18 protein-coding genes and 3 pseudogenes are annotated in these 21,909 nt (G+C 68.3%); 16 read left to right on the top strand and 5 right to left on the bottom strand.

Going from position 1 to position 21,909, the window contains the following annotated elements:
• Positions 1 to 969: 969 nt before the first annotated feature.
• From ABD143_RS24205 to ABD143_RS24180, 6 genes are read left to right on the top strand one after another with little or no spacing between them, the layout of a single operon-like run.
• The gene (locus tag ABD143_RS24205; protein WP_343982664.1) at positions 970 to 2,400 is read left to right on the top strand and encodes a form I ribulose bisphosphate carboxylase large subunit; all 1,431 of its coding nucleotides are present in this window, start codon (positions 970 to 972) and stop codon (positions 2,398 to 2,400) included.
• A gap of 14 nt (positions 2,401 to 2,414) precedes the next feature.
• Positions 2,415 to 2,852 (top strand): ribulose bisphosphate carboxylase small subunit, encoded by a 438-nt coding sequence (locus tag ABD143_RS24200; protein WP_343982661.1) that lies wholly within the window; start codon positions 2,415 to 2,417, stop codon positions 2,850 to 2,852.
• A gap of 2 nt (positions 2,853 to 2,854) precedes the next feature.
• Complete coding sequence (gene cbbX / locus ABD143_RS24195; RefSeq protein ID WP_343982659.1) at positions 2,855 to 4,015, top strand: CbbX protein; 1,161 nt, start codon at positions 2,855 to 2,857, stop codon at positions 4,013 to 4,015.
• Positions 4,015 to 5,064 carry a class I fructose-bisphosphate aldolase gene (locus tag ABD143_RS24190; RefSeq protein WP_343982656.1) on the top strand — a complete coding sequence of 350 codons (1,050 nt, stop codon included), beginning with the start codon at positions 4,015 to 4,017 and terminating at the stop codon, positions 5,062 to 5,064. The genes cbbX and ABD143_RS24190 overlap by 1 nt, the downstream gene beginning before the upstream one ends.
• A 33-nt stretch (positions 5,065 to 5,097) precedes the next feature.
• Complete coding sequence (locus ABD143_RS24185) at positions 5,098 to 6,168, top strand: class 1 fructose-bisphosphatase (protein ID WP_343982653.1); 1,071 nt, start codon at positions 5,098 to 5,100, stop codon at positions 6,166 to 6,168.
• Between the two features lie 17 nt (positions 6,169 to 6,185).
• Positions 6,186 to 7,067, top strand: coding sequence for a phosphoribulokinase (locus tag ABD143_RS24180; RefSeq protein ID WP_343982650.1), 882 nt, complete (start codon positions 6,186 to 6,188; stop codon positions 7,065 to 7,067).
• 188 nt (positions 7,068 to 7,255) lie between these two features.
• On the opposite strand, the gene serA is transcribed toward ABD143_RS24180, so the two are convergent.
• Together serA and ABD143_RS24170 are read right to left on the bottom strand one after the other, a co-directional pair.
• Positions 7,256 to 8,446, bottom strand: coding sequence for a phosphoglycerate dehydrogenase (serA, locus tag ABD143_RS24175; RefSeq protein WP_343982866.1), 1,191 nt, complete (start codon positions 8,444 to 8,446; stop codon positions 7,256 to 7,258).
• 449 nt (positions 8,447 to 8,895) lie between these two features.
• Positions 8,896 to 9,306, bottom strand: a complete 411-nt coding sequence (locus tag ABD143_RS24170) for a CoA transferase (protein ID WP_343982647.1) — start codon at positions 9,304 to 9,306, stop codon at positions 8,896 to 8,898.
• Positions 9,307 to 9,314: 8 nt separating this feature from the next.
• Here ABD143_RS24170 and ABD143_RS24165 point away from each other — a divergent pair, with 8 nt between their 5' ends.
• The 7 genes from ABD143_RS24165 to ABD143_RS24135 all read left to right on the top strand — a co-directional run bounded on the left by ABD143_RS24165 (position 9,315) and on the right by ABD143_RS24135 (position 15,552).
• Positions 9,315 to 9,665: an enoyl-CoA hydratase/isomerase family protein gene (locus ABD143_RS24165; protein WP_343982645.1), complete on the top strand. Its 351-nt coding sequence runs from the start codon at positions 9,315 to 9,317 to the stop codon at positions 9,663 to 9,665.
• 232 nt (positions 9,666 to 9,897) lie between these two features.
• The gene (locus ABD143_RS24160) at positions 9,898 to 10,269 is read left to right on the top strand and encodes a transposase (protein WP_343982642.1); all 372 of its coding nucleotides are present in this window, start codon (positions 9,898 to 9,900) and stop codon (positions 10,267 to 10,269) included.
• Positions 10,270 to 10,309: 40 nt separating this feature from the next.
• Positions 10,310 to 11,023 carry a DDE-type integrase/transposase/recombinase gene (locus tag ABD143_RS24155; protein ID WP_343982640.1) on the top strand — a complete coding sequence of 238 codons (714 nt, stop codon included), beginning with the start codon at positions 10,310 to 10,312 and terminating at the stop codon, positions 11,021 to 11,023.
• A gap of 56 nt (positions 11,024 to 11,079) precedes the next feature.
• Positions 11,080 to 12,417, top strand: a complete 1,338-nt coding sequence (locus tag ABD143_RS24150; RefSeq protein ID WP_343982637.1) for an ABC transporter substrate-binding protein — start codon at positions 11,080 to 11,082, stop codon at positions 12,415 to 12,417.
• Positions 12,414 to 13,361 carry a carbohydrate ABC transporter permease gene (locus tag ABD143_RS24145; RefSeq protein ID WP_343982634.1) on the top strand — a complete coding sequence of 316 codons (948 nt, stop codon included), beginning with the start codon at positions 12,414 to 12,416 and terminating at the stop codon, positions 13,359 to 13,361. The genes ABD143_RS24150 and ABD143_RS24145 overlap by 4 nt, the downstream gene beginning before the upstream one ends.
• Positions 13,348 to 14,244 (top strand): carbohydrate ABC transporter permease, encoded by an 897-nt coding sequence (locus tag ABD143_RS24140; RefSeq protein ID WP_343982631.1) that lies wholly within the window; start codon positions 13,348 to 13,350, stop codon positions 14,242 to 14,244. Before ABD143_RS24145 ends, ABD143_RS24140 begins: the two co-directional genes overlap by 14 nt.
• Before the next feature lie 459 nt (positions 14,245 to 14,703).
• The gene (locus ABD143_RS24135) at positions 14,704 to 15,552 is read left to right on the top strand and encodes a hypothetical protein (RefSeq protein WP_343982628.1); all 849 of its coding nucleotides are present in this window, start codon (positions 14,704 to 14,706) and stop codon (positions 15,550 to 15,552) included.
• A 284-nt stretch (positions 15,553 to 15,836) separates the two neighbouring features.
• On the opposite strand, the gene cspE is transcribed toward ABD143_RS24135, so the two are convergent.
• Positions 15,837 to 16,040, bottom strand: coding sequence for a transcription antiterminator/RNA stability regulator CspE (cspE, locus tag ABD143_RS24130; protein ID WP_343982625.1), 204 nt, complete (start codon positions 16,038 to 16,040; stop codon positions 15,837 to 15,839).
• Between the two features lie 911 nt (positions 16,041 to 16,951).
• Between cspE and ABD143_RS24125 the strand changes: the two genes are divergently transcribed.
• Positions 16,952 to 17,500 carry an IclR family transcriptional regulator gene (locus ABD143_RS24125; protein WP_343982864.1) on the top strand — a complete coding sequence of 183 codons (549 nt, stop codon included), beginning with the start codon at positions 16,952 to 16,954 and terminating at the stop codon, positions 17,498 to 17,500.
• Between the two features lie 145 nt (positions 17,501 to 17,645).
• On the opposite strand, the gene ABD143_RS24120 is transcribed toward ABD143_RS24125, so the two are convergent.
• Positions 17,646 to 19,082, bottom strand: coding sequence for an AAA-type ATPase lid domain-containing protein (locus tag ABD143_RS24120; RefSeq protein ID WP_343982623.1), 1,437 nt, complete (start codon positions 19,080 to 19,082; stop codon positions 17,646 to 17,648).
• Positions 19,083 to 19,254: 172 nt separating this feature from the next.
• On the opposite strand from ABD143_RS24120, the pseudogene ABD143_RS24115 reads away from it, so the two are divergent.
• Positions 19,255 to 19,635: pseudogene (locus tag ABD143_RS24115) on the top strand (amidohydrolase family protein); the annotation flags it as partial.
• A gap of 110 nt (positions 19,636 to 19,745) precedes the next feature.
• Positions 19,746 to 21,017 (top strand): annotated as a pseudogene (locus tag ABD143_RS24110) (IS256 family transposase); the annotation flags it as partial.
• On the opposite strand, the pseudogene ABD143_RS24105 reads toward ABD143_RS24110, so the two are convergent.
• Positions 20,913 to 21,470: pseudogene (locus tag ABD143_RS24105) on the bottom strand (alpha/beta fold hydrolase); the annotation flags it as partial. The pseudogenes ABD143_RS24110 and ABD143_RS24105 overlap by 105 nt on opposite strands.
• Positions 21,471 to 21,909: the final 439 nt, after the last annotated feature.

Here is a 21,909-nt window from a genome sequence, read left to right as displayed (position 1 = left end):
GATTGTTTCCGCAGCTAGAAACGCCGAAGGGCGGCTCCCCATCATCAGGGAACCGCCCATCGTGCCGTCGGGACGACAGGATTTGAACCTGCGACCCCCTTGACCCCCAGTACGGTCACGGCAACGCATTGACCTGCAGAAACCGAGAATCGCCTGCATAACCCGGTGCAGTTCACGGCAGTTCAGGTATGTCCAGCGCGGTCTGGCTCGATGGTGTGCTCCAGGATTGCTCCACCCATAACGGGTCAATGTCTGCGCGCTCGCGACGAAGGATCCCGCGTCGATCCCAACTTCGGCGCCGCTCCTCGGGCCTGGGCTGGAGCCCTCGTCTGTTGCCTGCCGATTCATGCAGGTCGTTCCGGGCAGCCCCGGTTGGCCGCCGCTGAGCCTGAGTCTCGCCCGCGTCGGCGGACCAGACGACTCAGCCGTCCAAGCAGCTGGAAGCTGCTGAACCCGGCTGGTCGATCACGGAGATGATCTCGCCTGTGCGACCCGACACGAGCCCCTCCGACCGCAATTCGTGCGCTCACTCGAACGCTTCGCCACCAAGGCCGAAGCCCGGGACCCGGGTCGCGGCCTGGATCGACTACTACAACCGCGAACGGCGGCACTCGGCCTGCCGGATGCTCTCGCCGATCAACTACGAGCTGGCTACCGCGACGGTGGAGCTGGCTACCGCGACGGTGGCCTGAGATGTTCCCGGTTCTTGGTTTCTCCTGTATCGCCCGGTGCTCGGGCTCGGCCAGGTCGTTCCTCGCCGGGCCTGGCGGCCCGACGGGGGGCTCCACCTGGACAACCCCTGCGCTCCGGCGCTGTCATAGAAACGGAGAACCGGAAGGAACAAGATCACAACAACCAAAGTCTCCACGGTTCGAGGCGAACCTCAAAGATCACAGCACGAGCGTTACGAAAGATCGAGACCAAGACTTTGATGGACCGCGGAGGCAGGTCTCGGTAGAATTCAAACCCATGGCGGATCGCTGGAGCGCAGGGGTCATTCCTTATGCCGAGATGGGTTTCTGGGAGCCAGACTACCTGCCGAAGGACTCAGACGTTCTGTGCGCTTTTCGGATCACTCCCCAGGAGGGGGTGGCATCGGAGGAAGCGGGGGCGGCCGTCGCGGGCGAGTCGTCCACGGCCACTTGGACGGTGGTGTGGACCGATCGGTTGACTGCGCACGAGCACTATCAGGCCAAGTGCTACCGCGTGGATGCCGTACCCAACACCCCGGGCCAGTACATCGCCCACATCGCCTACGACCTCGACCTGTTCGAGGAAGGCTCGATCGCCAACCTCACGTCGTCGATCATCGGCAACGTGTTCGGGTTCAAGGCGCTCAAGGCTTTGCGGCTGGAGGACATGCGGATCCCCCCGCACTACGTCAAGACGTTCCAGGGCCCAGCGCACGGCATCGTGATGGAGCGGGAGTGGCTCAACAAGTTCGGCCGGCCGCTGCTCGGCGCCACCACCAAGCCGAAGCTCGGGCTGTCGGCGCGCAACTACGGTCGGGTGGTCTACGAGGCGCTGCGCGGTGGGCTGGACTTCACCAAGGACGATGAGAACATCAACTCCCAGCCGTTCATGCGCTGGCGGGATCGCTTCCTGTTCTGCATGGAGGGGGTCAACCGGGCGCAGGCGGAGACGGGGGAGATCAAGGGCCACTACCTCAACGTCACCGCCGCGACGATGGAGGAGATGTACGAGCGGGCCGATTTCGCCAGGGAGATCGGCAGCATCATCGTTATGATGGACTTGACGATCGGCTACACCGCGATCCAGTCGATGGCCAACTGGGCCAGGGCGAACAGCATGATCCTGCACCTGCACCGGGCCGGACACGGCACCTACACCCGGCAGAAGAACCATGGCGTGAGTTTCCGGGTGATCGCCAAGTGGATGCGGCTGGCCGGGGTGGACCACATCCATGCTGGCACCGTGGTCGGCAAGCTGGAGGGCGATCCCAATACCACCGCAGGCTTCTACGACACGCTGCGGCTGGGCCACGTGGCCGCCGACCCGGCGAAGGGGTTGTATTTCGACCAGGACTGGGCTTCCCTGCCTGGGGTCATGCCGGTCGCCTCCGGTGGTATCCACGCCGGCCAGATGCCTCAGCTGCTGCATTACCTCGGCGAGGACGTGGTGCTTCAGTTCGGTGGTGGCACGATCGGGCACCCGATGGGTATCGCGGCCGGGGCCGCGGCGAACCGGATCGCTACCGAGGCGATGATCAAGGCGAGGAACGAGGGCCGGGACTACCTGGCCGAGGGTGACGACATCCTCAAGGCGGCGGCGAAGAAGAGCCGCGAACTGGAGGTCGCGCTGGCGACCTGGGGCGACATCTCCTTCAACTACGAGTCGACCGACGTCCCCGACGTCGTCGTGACGCCGACCAGCGTCTGAGGAGGGCAACCCGCATGCGCATCACTCAGGGCACGTTCTCCTACCTGCCCGATTTCACCGACGACGAGATCACCAAGCAGATCGAGTACTGCCTGGAGAACGGCTGGCCGCTGTCGATCGAGTTCACCGACGACCCGCACCCGCGCAACATCTACTGGGAGATGTGGGGCCTTCCGATGTTCGACCTGGCCGACGCGGCCGGGGTACTGATGGAGGTCAATGCCTGCCGCAAGGCGCACCCGGACTGCTACGTCAAGCTCAACGCGTACGACGCGAGCCTCGGTCGGCAGACCACCGCGCTGTCCTTCATCGTCCAACGCCCGGAGCCCGAGCCCGGATTCCGGCTGGACCGCCAGGAGGACCACGACCGGGTGATCCGGTACACCACCCGCGCGTACGTGGTGGACCGTCCGACCGGCGAGCGGTATCGCGGGGAGTCGAACGGGAGTTGAGGGTGTCGGACCCGAAGAAGTCAGACCCGAACGGGCCGTACTCCGATAGCTCGGACGCACCCGCGCGTCCGAGCTTCGCCATGGGCCGCTCAGGGGCGGAGTCCGTCCCGACGAAGCCCGACCCGATGACGTCCGACGCAGGCACGTCGAAAGCCAGAGACAAGGGCCGGCAGAGTTCTTCCACGGCCCGGCCCACCGGGGCAGGCATTGCGAGCGCCCCGGCCGCCGGGACCTCCGGCGGCAGCGAGGAAGCCGAACAGCTGCCGCCGGGGGCACAGGTGGACTTGTCCGCCGCGCAGGCCGACTCGGGCATCGAGGAGGTGCTCACCGGGCTGGACAACGAGCTCGTCGGGTTGGACATGGTCAAGACCCGGATCCGGGAGTTGGCCGCTCTGCTGCTGATCGACATGCAACGCCGGAGGTTCGGCTTGGAGGGCAACCGGCCGTCGCTGCACATGAGCTTCACCGGCAGCCCGGGCACCGGTAAGACGACCGTCGCGTTGAGGATGGCCGATCTGCTGCACCGGTTGGGCTACTCCCGCAAGGGGCACCTGGTCACCGTCACCCGGGACGACCTGGTCGGCCAATATGTGGGGCACACCGCGCCCAAGACCAAGGACGTGCTCAAACGGGCGATGGGCGGGGTGCTCTTCATCGACGAGGCCTACTACCTCTACAAGGTCGAGAACGAGCGGGACTACGGGCAGGAATCGATCGAGATCCTGCTCCAGGTGATGGAGAACAACCGCGACGACCTGGTCGTGGTGCTTGCCGGTTATGCCGACCGGATGGATACCTTCTTCGCTGCCAACCCGGGATTCGGATCGCGGATTGCGCATCACATCGATTTCCCGGACTACACGATCGACGAGCTGTTCGTGATCGCGGAGAAAATGCTGGAACGCGACGGTTACCGGTTCGACGAGGAAGCCGTGCCAGTGTTCCGGGAGTACCTGGAGAGGCGGATGGCCCGCCCGCGCTTCGCCAACGCCCGCAGTGTGCGCAACGCCCTCGAACGGGCCCGACTGCGGCACGCCAACCGGCTGATCGCCGCGGGCGGGCAGGTGGGCCTCGACGACCTGGTGACGCTGAAGCCGGCGGACTTTCTCGGCAGCCGGGTGTTCGCCGGTGAAGGCCCGGAACCAGACGAGGAGGAGGACTAATGAGCGAGCGCAGCGAGACAGCCCAAGGGCAGAGCGATGCGACGAGCCGATGCAGGCAGGTCGCTGCCGCCATGGTCGCGCCTGGGAAAGGCATTCTGGCGGCCGACGAGAGCATCGGCACGATGAACAAGCGGCTGGACAAGGTGGGCGCCGCGCAGACCGAGGAGAATCGGCGAGACTACCGCGAGCTGCTGGTCAGCACGGCAGGGCTTTCGGATGGAATCAGCGGTGTGATCCTGTGCGACGAGACGCTCCGCCAGCGCTTCGCGGACGGCCGCGGGTTTCCCGAGGCGTTATGTGAGCTGGGCCTGCTGCCCGGTATCAAGGTCGACACCGGATCGAAGCCCTGTCCCGGGCTGCCCGGTGAGCAGGTGACCGAGGGGCTGGACAACCTGCCCGCCCGGCTCGCCGAGTACGCCCAGATGGGCGCCGCGTTCGCCAAATGGCGCGCGGTCTACACGATCACATCGGACCTGCCGACGGAGACCGGTATCCGGGCGAACGCGCACGCGCTGGCCCGCTATGCGGCCGCCTGCCAGGAGGCCGGGATCGTGCCGATCGTGGAGCCCGAGGTGATGATGGACGGGGATCACTCCATCGAGAAGGACGCCGAGGTGACCAGCGCGGTGAGCGCAGCGGTGCTCGCCGAACTGGCGGATTTCGGCGTGGACTTTGCCGGCATCGTGCTGAAGCCGAACATGGTGATCGAAGGAACCGACCATGCCGAGCGGTCCAGCCCGAAGCAGGTAGCGGAGGCGACTGCGGCCGGGCTCCGTGCGCTGCCCGACGACCTCGCAGGAGTGGCGTTCCTCTCCGGCGGGCAGTCGCCGGAGCGGGCGACCGCGAACCTCGCCGCCATGCAGGCCCACCAGACCAGGTGGCCACTCACGTTCTCCTTCGGGCGCGCACTCGTCGACCCGGCATTGCAGGCCTGGCGGGGCGATTCGGGCAAGCTGTCGGCCGCCCAGGACGCGCTGGCGCAGCGGGTAGCGGCGAACGCCGCAGCGGTCCGTGGCGAGCGGACCGACCAGGAGCTACATCCCGTCTAGCCTGTCTGTACCACGAGCGTGAGGGGGCGCGACATGCTCACCGACCGCACGACGCTCACCCAGTTCCTGATCGAGGAGCGGCGCCGCCATCCGGGCGCGAGCGGGGAACTGAACTCGCTCATCCTCGATGTTGCGCTCGCCTGCAAGGCGATCGCCAAGCGGGTCGCCTACGGGGCGCTCGGCGATGTGCTCGGCGCCGTGTCGACGATCAACGTCCAGGGAGAGACCCAACAGAAGCTCGACCTGATCGCGAACGAGCTGTTCCTGCGCGCCAACGAATGGGGCGGCCTCGTCGCCGGGATGGTCTCCGAGGAGCTGGAGGCGCCCTATCCCATCCCGGACCGCTACCCGCGGGGAAAGTATTTGCTGTTGTTCGATCCGCTCGACGGCTCGTCGAACATCGACGTCAACGTCGCGGTTGGCAGCATCTTCTCGATCCTGCGTGCGCCGAAACCGGGCGCGAGCGCTACTGCGGGTCATTTCCTGCAGCCCGGGTCGCAGCAGGTCTGCGCCGGATATGCGATCTACGGCCCTTCCACGATGATCGTCATGACCGTCGGAACCGGCGTGCACGGCTTCACGCTGGAGCCCCAGCTCGGTGAGTTCATCCTGACCCATCCGGCGATCCAGCTCCCGGCCGCCGCCAGCGAGTTCGCGATCAACGCCTCGAACAGCCGCTTCTGGGAGCCGGCGGTGACGCGCTATGTCGACGAGTGCCTTGCCGGTAGCACGGGCCCGCGGGGCAAGGACTTCAACATGCGCTGGGTCGCCTCACTTGTCGCGGAGACGCACCGCATCCTGACGCGCGGCGGTGTGTTCCTCTATCCGCTCGACACGAAGGACTCGGCGAAGCCGGGTCGGCTGCGCCTGCTCTATGAGGCCAATCCAGTGGCTTTCCTCATCGAGGAGGCGGGCGGCCTCGCGAGCACCGGGCGCGAGCGGATTCTTGACGTCACCCCGGACGAGCTGCACCAGCGGATCGCGTTCATCTTCGGTGCGCGCGACGAGGTCGAGCGCATCGAGGAATACCACCGCGACTACAACGTGGTCGAGCGCTACGCGCCGCTCTACGGCGCGCGCGGCCTGTTCCGCACCAACGGTTGAGCGAAGGGGGCCAGGCCATGTCGGCTCAGCATCCGATCATCGCCATCACTGGCTCGTCGGGTGCCGGGACGACGTCGGTGATGCGCACCTTCGAGCAGATCTTCCGGCGCGAGCATGTGAACGCGGCGCTCATCGAGGGTGACAGCTTCCACCGCTACGACCGCACCGAGATGAAGGCCAGGATGGCCGAGGCGTTCGACCACGGTGACCACAGCTTCAGCCACTTCGGCCCCGAGGCGAACCTGTTCGAGGAGCTCGAGGACCTGTTTCGGCAGTACGGCGAGAACGGTTGCGGCCGCGTGCGCAAGTACCTGCACGACGATGAGGAGGCGGCGCCCTACGGACAGCCTCCCGGTACGTTCACACCCTGGGTCGATGTGCCGGCCGATACCGACCTGCTGTTCTACGAAGGACTGCACGGCGCTGTTGCCACCGACACGGTGGACACCGCCCAGCATGTGGACCTGTCGATCGGCGTCGTACCGGTGATCAACCTGGAGTGGATCCAGAAGCTGCTGCGCGACAAGGCGTTGCGGGGCTATTCCGCCGAGGCGGTGACCGAAACGATTCTGCGTCGCATGCCCGACTTCGTGAACTACATCTGCCCGCAGTTCTCGCGCACGCATGTCAACTTCCAACGCGTGCCCGTTGTCGACACTTCCAACCCGTTCATCGCCCGGACCATCCCGACGGCGGACGAGTCGATGCTCGTCATCCGCTTCGCCGATCCGCGCGGCATCGACTTCTCATACCTCCTCTCGATGCTGCACGACTCGTTCATGTCGCGCGCCAACACCATTGTCTGCCCCGGCGGCAAGATGGATCTCGCAATGCAGCTCATCTTCACACCGATGATCTGGCGGCTGATCGAGCGGCGCAAGCAGGCCCTCGGGCTGTGACAGCGACCGGCGGGACTGTCGAATCTTGGCACCTCTCGGTGGTCAAGTGGATCGTGATTCGCGGGTTGTAGGGTCGCTGCTGGTAGGGCAGGGTCGGGCGGCCGGAGGGAGTTTCACCCTCCGTGTACCGAGTGGGGTTCCAGAAGTCGGCCTGAGCCTGTGACCTGCGGCGATCGGCGTTCCACGCGTCAGAGCCGCCAGGAACGCAACCAGACCGTCTGCGGCGACTGGCGCAGGACGGACAGGGTGGCGTCCGACAGCACGGTGCCGGTGTCGGTCAGGACGTACCCGTGACCACCGCGGGTCGACAGCGACTGGCCGACCACATTCACCCCGGCGTCTGCGAGCAACCGGTTGATCTCGGCCAACACGCCGGGCAGGTTCTCGTGCAGATACCCCAGCCTGAACGCGCCCTGGGGATGCGGCGGAGACACCTGCGGAAGGTTGACCGAAAGCGCCGTGCTCCCCGCCTCGACGAACCCGAGCAGCTTGTTCGCGACGAAATGCCCGATCTCCTCCTGCGCCTCCTGCGTCGAGCCGCCGACGTGCGGGGTGAGGATGACATTGTCAAGGCCCCGCAATGGCGAGTCGAACGGGTCGCCCTGTGCCTTCGGCTCAAGCGGGAAGACGTCGATGGCGGCGCCGGACAGGTGCCCGGACCGGATGTGGTCGTGCAGCGCGGCGTCGTCGACCACCATTCCGCGGGAGGCGTTGATAAACACCGCCCCCGGCTTCATCATCGCGAACCGCTCGGCGCCGAAGAGCCCCGCGTTGCCGGGCCTGCCGTCGACGTGGATGGTCACCACGTCCGCCTCGGCCAGCAACTCCTCCAACGACCCGACCCGACGCGCGTTGCCGTGTGCCAAGCGGTCAGAGGTGTCGAAGAAGATCACCCGCATGCCGATGGCTTCGGCGACGTTGGACAGCTGGGTGCCGATGTTGCCGTAGCCGACGATGCCCAGCGTGCGACCGCGGACCTCGTGGCTGCCCCTCGCCGACTTGTCCCACACACCCTCGTGCATCCGCTGCGTCTTCTCCGTGAGCCGGCGGGCCAACGCAACGATCTCGCCCAGCACCAGCTCGACGACACTGCGGGTGTTGGAGTACGGCGCGTTGAACACCGCCAAACCCCGGGCGGCCGCACTCTCCAGATCCACCTGGTTGGTTCCGATGCAGAAGCACCCCACCGCCAGGAGGTCCTTCCCCGCCTCGAGCACCGCCGGCGTGACGGTCGTGTTGGACCGGATCCCGAGCACCGACACCCCCGGCAGCTCCGCGACGAGCTCGTCCTCGCTCAGCGAGGCCGAACGCACGTCGACCTCGAAGCCCGCACGCCGGAACGCCGCCGCCGCGACCGGGTGGATGTTCTCCAGCAGCATCGCCTTCACCCGGCCAACCTAGGCGCGGATGGCCTCGTGCCGACACCCGGCTCGTGCGCCGCCCACCGACGATCGACCGACCGGGGGCGACACCTCGCCAGTACCGCCGGGCAGGTTGTCCAACGCATGCGGGCCGGCGGCTCGGGATGCGGTCCGAGGAAACGGGCCGGTCGAAGACCGGAACCGCGCCTCGGGCCGACTTCACAACTCTCATCGACCGCACCGCACACTCCGTCGGGCCGCTCCCCTGCGCTCGCCACCATCGCACCCGCCACCCGCCACCCGCCACCCGCCACCCGCGACCAGCGACGTCCGAAGGCACGATCGGCTCGGAGGCCTCCTCCACGAGTATCAGCAGGTCGCATGACCTAAGCCGGTTTTCGGGCACCCACACCGCCGGAGCCCGAGCCGGTGCTCGGCTCCGACGGCGCACTGAGCCGAGGACCGGCTCACGCCACGGCGCCGCTACTACGCAGGCTGCTGCTCTGCTCCGCGCTGAACCCCGCCTCCGCAAGAACCTCGTCGGTGTGCTGTCCCAACATCGGTGCCGCACGTCGGATGGCGCCCGGGGTCGCACTCATCTTCACCGGGATGCCGAGACCGATGACCTTGCCCTCGACCGGATGCTCCATCGTGACGACCATGCCCCTCGCCGTCGTGTGAGGGTCGTCGCACGCTTGCCGGTAGTCCTGGATCGGCGCTGCCGGCACCCCGGCGTCCAGCAGAGACGCGACGAGCTCGTCGCTCTGCCGTTTCGTGAGCGCCGACTCCAGCTCGGCGGTCAGCTCGTCACGGTGGCGCATCCGGTCGGCGTTGACCGCGAACCGTGCGTCACTCTCGAGGTCGGGCCGGCCGAGCACTGAGCAGAGTGCGGCCCAGAGCCGCTGGTTGTTCGCCGCGCGCCCTCGACCTCATCGAAGGCGACGACGACGTCCGCGCCGTCGTCATCACCGGCACCGGCCGGGCATTCACCTCGGGCGCCAACCTCCGCGAGGACCAGGCCCTCACCGACGAACAGCTCGCCGACTACATCGGCGAGTTCAGCGGCATGCTCAACCGCATCGAAGCACTCCGGATGCCCGTCATCGCCGCGATCAGCGGAGCCAGCGTTGGCGGCGGACTCGAGTTCGCACTCGCCTGCGACATCCGCTCGCCTCGACCGAGGCGTACCGACGAGCCGCCTGAACCGCACTCGAACCCCAGGTCACACGCTGAGTGAAGGATTTTGGCGCGCTACACGGGCTGACCCCGACCCACCACGAGTCCTGCACCGCGGCCGGATCACCAAGCAAGGCTCCCGCCTGGTCCGTTGGGCCGCGGTGGAGGCCGTGCAACGGGTGCCCGGACATACCCGGCTCGGCAGATCCGCGACCGGGTCGGCGAGCGCCGCGGCCGGCGCAGCATCTGAGCGTCGGGCTGAGCTTGGCCCGTGGGACCGGACACCTGTCCTGATGTGGCCGCGGCCACATCAGGACGGATACCGCTGTGCCGCTCCCCACCCGCCTGAGTTCCGCCGTCGAGCCGTCGAGTTGGCCCGCCAGGGCGATCAGCCAGTCGCCGCGGTGGCCAAGCAGCTGTCGATCAGCGAGTCGTGTCTTCGGAACTGGCTGGCCCAGGCCGACGCCGACGAGCACTCCAGCTCGTCGCGGTTGAGCAGCGACGAGAAACGCGAGCTGGCCGAGCTGCGCCGTGAATGGCGCCGCTTGGAGGTCGAGAACGAGATCCTGAAGCGTGCCGCCTATTTCGCGCGGAAGAACGTCCTCCCAAAGCAGTTTTCCCGCTGGTCCGTGAACTCGCCGACGACGGATTCGACGTCGCGGTGACCTGCCGGGTTCTGGGCGTGCGCCGCCAGGACTTCTACGAATGGCGTGCCGGGGTGAAGTCTGCCCGGGAGCAGGAGAACGAGTTGCTGCTCAAACATATAGAAAAAGTCCACATCGACCAAGAATCACGGGGAACGTACGGGTGGCCGCGATCGTGACTTCGTCGTGGACGGCCCGAATGAGCTCTGGTGTACCGACATCACCGAGCAGCACACGCTGGAGGGGAAGGTTGTACTGCGCCGCGGTGCTCGACGCCTACTCGCGGCCGAGCGTGGGCTGGTCGATCGATGACAACATGCGTATCGCCCTGGTCGTCGACGCACTCGGCATGGCGATCAGCCGCCGCCGACCCGAACCGCATTCAGCGGTCCTGCATTCCGACCACGGGTCGCAATACACATCCTGGGCATTCGGGCAGCGCATCCTCGAAGCCGGCCTCGGCACGTCGATGGGATCGGTCGGCGAATGCTACGACAACTCCATGACGGAGTCGTTCTGGGGCACCAGGCAACTCGATGCTCGACTCAAAGACATGGAAGACCCGCGCCCAGCTTGCCAGCGCGATATTCGAGTGGGTAGAATGCCGGTACAACCCACGCAGACGCCATTCCAGTATCGGAATGCTCTCGCCGGTGTACTACGAAGCAGCCCACACCGCCAGACCAAGATCACTGACCCCACACCGTCAGTGTCCGGCGCTGGGGGGCCAAGCTCACGCACCGTGAATCGATTTGCGGCGGTCGGAGGACGATGACGTCACGGACCAGGAATGCCTTTGCCGGTCCCGGAGAGCGCCCGGGTCGACCCGGCATGCCGCCCCGGTTCGGCCGGCGGCAGCTGCTCGCGGGGGCCGCCGCGCTGGGGGCCGCCGGCCTGGGGCTCGGTCTCACCGGCTGCTCGGGAAGCGGGCGACCGGAGCCGCTGCAGTTCTGGAACTATTACGCCCCGCAGGAGCAGGGCGACCCGGAGATCGTCGAGCAGAGCAAGTGGTTCCAGTCCGCGATCGACCACTGGAACGCGAACCACCCCGAGCAGGTCATGCCGGTGTTCGTGCCCGACTACGTCAACCCGATGAACCCGCGCATCGCCACGGCGTTCGCGGCCGAGAACGGACCCGACATCTTTCTGATCTCCCCCGGAGAGTTCCTGCGCTACTACAACGGCGGGGTCCTGGTCGACTTCAAGCCGTACCTGACGCAGGAAGCGTTCGACGACTTCTACCCGGAGACGCTTGCCACGCGGATCGTCGGCGAGGGGATCTACGCCCTGCCGATGGAGGTCGATCCGCTTTCCATCTACTACGACGTGGCGGCTTTCGAGGAGGCCGGCCTGTCGGAGGGCGACCTGCCCGCAACGTGGGACCAGATGCTCGACGTCGCCGAGCGGCTCACCACCCCTCGGCGCTCCGGGCTGGTGCTGGAGACCACTCCGGGCTACTACCAGAACTTCACGTTCTACCCGTGGGTGTGGCAGGGCGGCGGCGAGGTGGTCGACCCGATCACTCAGAAGCCCCGGATCGCCTCGGACGCCGTGGTGGCCGCGCTGGAACTCTTCGCCGCGAGCATCGCCCGCGGCGTCGCGCCGCGCACGCTCCCCGCAGGCGGCGAGATCGTCACGGCGTTCACCCAGGGCCTCGCGGCGATGTGGCAGCGCGGGCCGTGGTCGATCTCGGAGTTCCAACTGCAGGCGCCCGACCACCGGTACGGGGTGTTCCCGCTGCCGCTGCCCCCGGGCGGCCGGCAGATCACGGTCGCGGGCGGCTGGGCATGGGCCGTCAACAACCGGGGACGGAACTCCGACGCGGCGGCGCGGTTCGTCGTCGAGTCCATCGGCAGCATGAGCGCGGAGAGCATCGCGCGCGGCGCGGACTGGAACTACCGCGCCAAGTCGAACCTCCCCGCGCGCAGGTCGGTGTCCGCCGCCAGCGAGCAGCTGCCGTCCTACGCCGACCCGGCCCGCGCCGCTGTGCGCGAGCTGGTCTCCACCAGCCGCGGCGAGCCACGCTACCCACCGGTGCTCTACAAGGCCCTGTCCAACACGATCCAGTCGGTCCAGCTGGCCGGGGGTGACGCGCGCGTGCAGGCCCAGGTGGCGCAGGACGCGATCGAGAGCTTCCTCCAGACCTACGAGGGAGGGACGCTGGTATGACCGCGCTCTCGCTGAACCGGACGGCCGGGCGCGTGGGCGCTGACCGCCGACCACTCTCGACGATGCAGAAGCGCGAGCGCCGGGCCGCGTTCCTCTTCCTGCTCCCGGACTCGCTCGGCCTGCTGGTCTTCGTGGTTGTTCCGATGTTCCTGGCGATCGGGCTCGCCTTCTTCTCCCTGGACGGGTTCGGCCACCTCCGGTTCATCGGGGTGGACAACTACGTCCGGATGGCCCAGGACCCGCAATTCTGGTCGAGCCTGCGGGTGACGGCGGTCTACGTGGTCGTGGTCGTGCCGGTGATGTTCGTCGTCAGCCTCGCGCTCGCCGTGCTGGTCAAGGAGCGCTTCCCCGGCGTGGGCGTCGTGCGCAGCGCGCTCTTCCTGCCGTACGTGATCAGCCTCGTCGTGGTCGGCATGATCTGGCAGTTCATGCTCACCGACAAGGTCGGCGTGGTCTCCCGCGCGCTCGCGTTCGTGGGCCTGGAAGGCGTGTCGATTCTCGGCTCGCCCGGCCTGGCGCTCGCGGCCGTCATCGCGATCACCATCTGGTTCCAGATGGGCTACTACATGATCATGTTCCTGGCCGGCCTGCAAGACATCCCGGGAGAGCTGTACGAGGTTGCGCGGGTGGACGGGGCGAGCGCGTGGCAGCAGTTCCGCGGCATCACGCTGCCGCTGCTGGCGCCCACCAGCTTCTTCGTGATCCTGACCAGCACGATCGCGGTCGTCACCGGGGGCCTCGACCTGGTGTACGTCCTTACCCAGGGCGGCCCGGCGAGCGCGACATCTGTGCTGATCTTTTTCGTGTACGAGCAGGCCTTTCTGTTCGGCGAGTACGGCTACGCGGCCGCGATCGGCTCGGTCCTGCTGGTGGCGCTGCTGCTCTGGTCAGCCCTGATGTTCTTCCTCACCCACGGAGGGCGGTTCAGCCATGCCGACGACTGACCAGCTGCTGGAGCCGGCCGCACCCACCGTGGCCGCGGCGGAACGACGGCACGGCAGGCCGGCTCCGCGTACGCGGTGGAGCCGGCGCAACGCAGCGCTGCTGGCGCTGGGCCTCGTGCTCGGCATCGGCACCGTCCTGCCGCTCCTGGTGATGGTGCTCGGCTCGCTCAAGCCCAAGGCCGAGGTCACCGCGCCGACGCTGCTGCCGCAGCAGCCCACCCTGGAGAACTACGTATACGTCTTCACCGAGGTCCCGTTCGCGCGGTACCTGCTGAACAGCGCGTTCGTCGCCGGCGTGATCACGGTGCTGGCCCTGTGGTTCCACTCGATGGCCGCGTACGCGCTGGCCCGGCTGCGCTTCCCCGGCCGCGAGGCCGTTTTCCTCGTGATCTTCTCGACGCTGCTGGTGAGCCTTCCGGTGGTGATGGTGCCGACGTTCGCGGTGGTCCGGACGCTCGGCCTGGTGGACAGCTACGGCGGGCTGATCATCCCGGCGATCTTCAACGCCTTCGGGATCTTCCTGCTCCGCCAGTTCTATATCTCGATGCCCGCGGAACTCGAGGAGGCCGCGCTGCTCGACGGCGCGAGCTACTGGCGGGTGTACTGGCACGTGATCCTGCCGCTGTCCCGCCCGATCCTCTCGGCGCTGGCCGTGTTCTTCTTCCTGGCCAACTGGAACGCGTTCGTCTGGCCGTTGACGATCACCTCCGACCCGGACCTGCGCACCGTCCAGGTCGGCATCGCGGGGTTCCAGCAGCAGTACGCCGGCAACTGGAATTACACCCTCGCCGCCGCGACCGTGGCCGCGGTGCCGATGCTGCTGATGTTCTTCTTCTTCCAGCGCCAGATCGTCGAGTCGATCAAGAGCGCCAGCTTCAAGTAAGCGCACCGATCGGGCCGCCGCCCGCAGGCAGGTCGAGGTGCCCGGGGACCGAGACGGCAGCCCTGCCTCGACGCGGCATTCGGCGATCCTTGCGAGCACCCAGACTTGGCGGGGCGGTCGAAGCCCGCGGGCGAGAGCCTCTGCGGGCCAGATGTTGCCCTCGCTGGCGGTGGGCTCCAGTTCACTATCGACTACGCGGGCAGGGTCTCGGCGAGCCAACAGGTGTTCGGCTATCATCCCGCGCCGCCGTTGCCAGCCGACCGGCTGGCCCGCGTGCTGGACAGCTGACCCGCCGGCGTTGAGCCTGGGGACACAATGGCCAGGGCCGTCCTGCCAGCGCAGTGCGGTGGCTTGCTATCCGCCTCCTAACCGCGCGCCTACGACGACGAACGACTTCGACACTCGATCACCGCGTCAAGTCGAGCGCTCGTTAGGTGGCGCGTCCGGCACGATGACATGGTGGGCGACGCAGCAGCGCAAGACAACGGACCGGCGCTGCAGCTGCCCAGTACCGGGCCCGACCCGATGCCCTTCGACACCGCACTGGCTGCCGTCCTGGGCTACGCGCGAGGACGCCGCCCGCTGCGCTTCCGGTCCCCCGACTCGCCACAGGGCCGGTGGGTCCAGCTGCCGGCGTTCGGCTGGGCACGGTTCGACGCCCAGCCGATAGGCCCGGCCGGTGACACCGACGTCCTGATCAGCGAGGGGCTACACGGCCGGCTCGACCCGGCCGGCTGGCTAGCCGTCCACGACGCCCTCGCCCGTGTGCGCCCGCTTGCCGACGCCGCCTCCGACCAGGCCTGCGGCCGGGCCTTCTGGGAGCTGCCCGACGAGGAGCTGTCAGTGCTCGGCGAGCCGGGCACGGTCGGCGCCGCCCTGCGCGAAATCGGGCGGACCAGCGGGGAACACCCCGAGCACGTTTCCGCGGCGCTGCACCACCGCCATCCCGAGCTCATCCCGCACCTCACCCGCACCACCCGCCGCTCCCTGCTCCCCCACACCGAGGAGGGCGACAGCGGTGTGGAGGCGGTGGTCCTGCGTGAGCTGCGCGCTAACGACACGGCCTTCGCGGCGATGGAGGCCGCCACCGCGACGCTGATCGGCGACCGGCCGACCCGGCTGCGGCTACACGACATCCTGCTGTGGCTCACCGCCACACTGCGCCTGGCCCACGCTGTCGAGCTCGGCCGCGCATCCGACGAGTGGCAGGCCCACCGCGCCGGCGGGTACGACGAACCCGGCCGACTACTGTCCGCGCAGCGCGATGAGCGTGGCCGCAGCGGCCGCGCTGAGACACGGGACCACTGACACGGTCAATGCTTCGACGCAGGTAGCCGCTCGACGCGCCACTCGACCCGGAACGTAGATGACATGGCCGCGTCGGACTGACCGCTACCGGGGCCGCGGCCATCCCATGACCCTGCGCAGCCGCAGCACCCTCTGCGGTGGCCACTCCGCGAGCTCAGCCAGCACGAACACGCCGCCGATCTCAACCAACACATCCTCACCGACCGCGAGTGCATCCTCGGCCCCGACCACCACCTCAACACTCTGGCCAGCCCGTCGGCTCGCCCAGCCGACCGACGTCGTGGTCAGACGACGCGGACGTTGTCCGCCTGGGGTCCCTTCTGACCCTGGCTGGTCTCGAAGGACACCCGCTGGCCCTCCTCCAACGACTTGAACCCACTGCCCTGGATAGCCGAGTAATGAACGAAAACGTCCTTCCCGCCGTCGTCGGGGGCGATGAAGCCGAAGCCCTTTTCCCCGTTGAACCACTTCACGGTGCCCTCAGGCATGTTTCCTCCTTGATGGCCGATCGCGACCCGGTCGTGCCACCTCACGTGGCAGGGGTACCCTGCATCACTCACATGCGGGACAAACCGCCCGGCGTCGCGACGACGACCACCTCGACCCACCGCCGCCTCGGCCAGTTCGCGCCTGGCCGTTCCCAGCATATGACCCACACGGGCCGCCGGAGGGATATCTCCTCAGCCTCGTCGAGCCTCTCGCCGATCGCCGTGCACTGCGCTCATGCCTTGCACGAGGTGTCGACGGCTCCGTCGTGACGGCCGCGCGGTAGGCCGGGGTAGGTGCTGGGCGGGATCGGGGTGACCGGCAGCGCGGCAAGGGTGTTCTGGTCCTTGTCGTCGAGCAATTGCAGGGCGAGTACTGCGCCCAGCAGCAGGGCTGGCCCGCGGCAGTGTCGTCGACGTGGTCGAAGTCGTGGACGTGCGCGGCCGTCCCGGTGGCAACGCGGCGGCGTACGCGTCGAGTCGCTCGGTGCGGCCCAGCACCGGTACTGCGTCGGTCGGGCCGTGTATGCGCACGATGCCGTCGACGCTCGGGTGTGCGGCAGCTCGGTGTCGAGGTACAGCCGGCGAACACGGGCTGCAAGCTTCGGCGAGCGGCCGGACCCACGAACGCCCTCGGGACTCGTTCTGAAATGCGGGATGAGCCGCCACGAACTGGCGCGTATGTGAAGGTCGGTCGTTGGTCAAGGATCTCGGCGTCGTGGAACCGAAGGCGGAACAGTCGGTGCTGAGCGTTGACACTGGCGAGGTCCGCTCCCTAACGTCCCGAGCGAACTCGGGCAGGGGTTCTACGATCCGGCGCCCCGGCCGCTGTTCCCCGGCGCTCCCACGTTGGCTCGACCGTCAGGCCGAACCCGTTATGACCTGGCTGCGGGACCAGAGCGGGGAGACCGTCGCTGCACGTCCTCGACGACACACCGGCCCGGCGCACCGTTGCGCAGGTCGAAAGTACACAGGCCCTTCGACGCACCTACACCGATCTCGGCGCTCCACGCCCCGCGCACCAAGGCGCGCCGGGCAAGGTCCTCCTGGCCTTCGCCGACGAGGAGCTGCGACAGCGGGTCCTCCGGTCACGCCTGAAAGCCGCCGACGGCAGCCCGATCTCCCTGCCCGAGTTTCGGCAGGAGCTCGACCGCATCGTCGAGAAGGGGTACGCGGTGTCGCTCCAAGAGCGCGTCGTGGGCGTCGTTGCCCTCGCGGTACCCGTTTACGACCACACCGGGAGCGTCGCCGCCGCGCTGAGCATCAGCATCCCGGCTGCGCGCGCCGGACTGGCGGAGCTCGAGGCGCTCGCCCCCGTCGCCATCGAAGCCGCGAAGACGCTGTCCTACCGGCTGGGCTACGGCCTGCGCAGTCCCGACGCACGGCCGTCCCGCATCCCCGAGAAGAGAGGCCCCCTGGTCAACGCCGATGCATCTGCTCGCCCGGGGTCGGCGGCTCCGTGAGCACGTCGGTCTCAGCTCCTCGCGTTGTTGCCAGCGTTGTGGTCAGCCGTGAGAGACCACGCGTTCGCCACGTAGCAGGCACGGGCCTACGTGGCGCGGCCTCGCGGTACTGGGGGCCGCCGCGCACATCCGCTGAGCACGTCGTTCAGTCGGGGATCCGGATCCCGTAGTGCGCGACCCTGCGGTAGGCGGTGGCTCGGCTGATGCCGAGCCGTTCTGCCGCCCGGGTCACGGTCATGCCCGGCTCGGCCAGGCACCGGACGATCTCGTCGCGCTCGACCGTCTCGATCCGGCTGAGCACCCGCCCGGTGGAACACAGGACCTCGGGCGCAAGGTGCCGGACATCGACGACGCTCGCCCGATTCGCCGCGTCCCGCACGACCCGCCGGAGCTGTTCCGCGTTGCCGGGCCAGTCGTAGGAGTTCAGGGCCTGCGCGGCGGCCGGGGTGAAGTGGACTGCGCGCCCGGTCATCCGCCGGGCGAAGTGAATGGTCAGCGGCAGCACATCCTGCCGGCGGTGCCGTAGCGGCGCGAGCTCGACGACCAGGTCGACGAGCCGGGACAGGGCCGCCGGCACGGCGCCGGCGTCGAGTGCGGTGACGGCGAGGCTGCCGCGCTCGCGTTGCGCCACGATCATGGCAAGCTCGTCCGCCGCCCATGAGGGCAGGGCGTCCACCCGGCCGGCGATCACGCTCGTGTCCGGCTTCCCCAGCTCGGGGGTCCAGAGCGCGAGCCACGCGTCGGCACCGCGGGCGTCCGGCGGCCGGACGTGCAGGATCCGGTGCTGGCCCCGGACCCGCCGCAGCGCTTCGGTCAGCAGGGCAGCCTTGCCCACGCCCGCCTCGCCGACCACGCCGACCGACGCCCCCGCCGCCAGCGCCGCCTCGAGCTCGCGCGCGGCGGCGACCCACGCCTCCGACAGGTTCGGGGCGGCGTCCTCCCCCGGCGGGGTGTACACCCGGAACACCTCGCCGCGCGGCGCCGGCCGCGGCTCCGCGCCGCGGCCCCTTGCCAACATCAGCGCGGCCGTGTGCCCGGCCGCGGCCTGCGTGAGCGGCAGCAGCAGCGCGTCGGACTTGTCCGACCACGTCGTCAGGTTGACGCTGCCGAGCAGGCGACCGTTCACCGGGTCGGTCACGGGTACGGCGGCGCAGGTGTAGCTGCGCAGGGACGTGCAGTAGTGCTCGGCGCCGCGCACCAGGGAGGGAGCGCGGTCGGCGAGCGCCAGCCCCAGGCCGTTGGTTCCAGCCTCGCGTTCGGAGAAGGCGAAGCCGGGCGCGAGGTACGTGTCGTCGAGCGCCGCGACGAGCGCCCGCTCGGCGCAGAAGCGGACCAGCACCACGCCGTCGGCGTTGGTGAGCATGATGCTGACCGGCTCTCCCGCCAACGACTCGTGCAGACCGCCGAGAACCTGCCGCCCGCAGTCGAAGAACAGCGACTCGTTGTCGACCGAGCCGGTGAAGGCCGGGCTGACGGCGTCGTGGGGCGCGCCGTAGACCTCGCTGCGCCGCCAGGAGGCAGACAGCCGCGGAGACGCGGGCGGCCCCGATGCACCCACGTCCCCCTGCTGGGGAGAGCTCACTATCACGCACCTCCTCGGAGGCCGGGTCTCCGTCGACTCTCGCACAGCCGCCCGGACCAGCCGGGGAACCCCCGTCTCAGGTTGAGACGGTGATCACTCCCGAGGGGTCGAGCGGCTGCCTAGCGTCTCGGCCCAACGCGGTCGACGGAGCCGCGGGAGCGAGGAGCCAACGATGTACTCGAAGGACGGCGTGGACTACTTCATCGTCGACGCCCACGTCGCGCTGTGGGACGCCCGACCGGAAAACCAGCGCAACATCCACGGCAAGCAGTTCATCGACTGCTTCTACGACTACCACCGCAACCTCAGCCCAGAGTCGGAGGTGTGGCCGTACGAGGACTACCTCTACCAGGGCGGCAACCGGCTGATGAAGGACCTGTTCGAGGACGGGTACGTCGACCACGCGATCTTCCAGCCGGCACTGCTCGGGGAGTTCTACAACAACGGCTTCGGGCAGACCGAGGAGGCGTTCGCGCTGGCCTCGGCCCACCCCGACAAGCTCACCTACAACCACTGCTGGGACCCGCGCTTCGGGGAGGCCGGGCTCAAGCAACGAGCAATGCTTGAAACCTGTGGATGACCTGGAGGGGCCGTACCCTCCCGGTGATCTTGAGGCTCTCAAGCAAGACCGGCGGGCCAACGCCGGTCGGAAGGGTACGACCCGTGCTCACCGTAGTTCCTGGAGCTGCCGACGCCGATGACCCCCGCCGGAACCGCGATGGTTCGCCTGGCTCGTCGTTGATCGACGATCTGGTCCGCGAAGGGGCCCGCCGGATGCTGGCCGAGGCCCTGCAGGCCGAGGTCGACGACTACATCGCCCAGTTCAGCGCCGAACGCGACGCCAACGGGCGCCGGCTCGTAGTGCGCAACGGCAGCCACCAGCCCCGCGAGGTCCTGACCTCGGCCGGGGCGGTCAAGGTCACCGTGCCGCGGGTGAACGACCGCCGCGTCGACCCCGACACCGGCGAACGGGCCCGGTTCTCCTCGGCGATCCTGCCGCCGTGGTGCCGCAAGACTCCGAAGATTACCGAGGTGTTGCCGTTGCTCTACCTGCACGGCCTGTCCTCCGGCGACTTCGTGCCCGCGCTGGGCCAGTTCCTCGGGTCGACGGCCGGGCTGTCCGGGCCGGTGATCACGAAGCTGACCGAGACCTGGAAGACCGAGCAACGCAGTTTCGCCGCCCGCGACCTGTCGGACGTGGACTACGTCTACCTGTGGGCCGACGGGATCCACGTCAACATCCGCCTCGAGGAGCACAAGCTGTGCCTGCTCGTGCTCGTTGGAGTGCGCGCCGACGGGCGCAAGGAACTCGTCGCCCTCACCGACGGCTACCGAGAATCGACCGAGAGCTGGGCGGATCTGCTGCGTGACTGCGCCCGGCGCGGCATGCGCGCCCCGGTGCTCGCGGTCGGCGACGGCGCGCTCGGATTCTGGGGCGCGCTGCGCGAGGTCTTCCCCGACACCAGGGAGCAGCGCTGCTGGTTCCACAAGATCGCCAATGTCCTCGGTGCGCTGCCGAAGTCCGCGCACCCGGGAGCGAAGAAGGCCCTGGCCGAGATCTGGAACGCCGAGGACCGCCGCCACGCCCTCGACGCCGTCCACGCGTTCGAGGCCGCCTACGGCGCCAAGTTCGGCAAGGCCATCGCGAAGATCACCGACGATGTCGGGGTGCTGCTGGCGTTCTACGACTTCCCCGCCGAGCACTGGATCCACCTGCGCACCACGAACCCGATCGAGTCGACCTTCGCCACGGTCAGGCACCGGACGAAGATCACCCGAGGGCCGGGCTCGCGGGCAGCTGGTCTGGCGATGGCGTTCAAGCTCATCGAGGCCGCCCAGGACCGCTGGCGGGCGGTCAACGGCCCGCACCTGGTCGCACTCGTCCGGGCCGGCGCCACGTTCGTCAACGGCACGCTCGTGGAACGACCCGACGACCACCACCAACCGGAAGCCGCCTAAAAGATCTTTCATCCACAGGTCTTGACTATTGCTCCCCGACTGGACAAGGAGCGCTGTGACCCGGTCGGGGTTGCGGCTGGCGATGCGCAGCCCGATGGGAGCCCCGTAGTCCTGAATGTAGAGGGCGAACTTCTGGAGACCGAGTTGGTCGAGCAGCTCCAGCGTGATGGTGGTCAGGTTCTCAAACGAGTACTCGAACTCGTCGACAGGGGGTGCGTCGGAGAACCCGTATCCCATGTGATCGGGAGCGATGACGTGGTAGCGGTCCGCCAGTTCGGGAATCAGGTTCCGGAACATGTGGGACGAGGCAGGGAAACCGTGCAGGAGCACAACGGCCGGAGCGGCCGGATCGCCTGCCTCACGGTAGAAGACCTTGCGTCCGTTCACGGTGGCGGTGCGGTGCTGAACCACTGACTTGCTGTCGGTCATAGCGTCTCCTCAGTAGGGTGCGTCATCTGTCGATTTCTGTTCCCGAGCCGGACCTCGGGCGCTGTGGCATCGCCCTTTTCACCGGTGAGCCTCGCGTCGTCACAGGACCGCGTCGTGGCACCGCTCGGGAACCGTGCGCTGAGAGGGATTTCCCTCCCCGTCGCCCATGCGGCCCCGGAATCGGTCGAGCTTGAGGCCGACACTGCTTCGCGCGTCGCTCCCGGGAACAGCCCGACGGCGGGGACTCGGTCGCTTTGGCGGCGGAGCGGGTCATCTGTGCCACGCGTTCGGGACGTACGGGGAATGCGTCGGGGCGTAACCACCCTCTACGTGCTGCGGGGTACTTCCACTTGCCGCGGTCGTCGATCGACCGGCCGGATGCCTCCCGGCGAGCCACGGCCTCCCGGTGGTGGCGCCGCTCGATCGGGTGCCGGTGATG

Source organism: Pseudonocardia aurantiaca (genome assembly GCF_039526725.1).
Lineage (GTDB): Bacteria > Actinomycetota > Actinomycetes > Mycobacteriales > Pseudonocardiaceae > Pseudonocardia > Pseudonocardia aurantiaca.
This window is presented reverse-complemented; position numbering and strand designations above follow the sequence as displayed.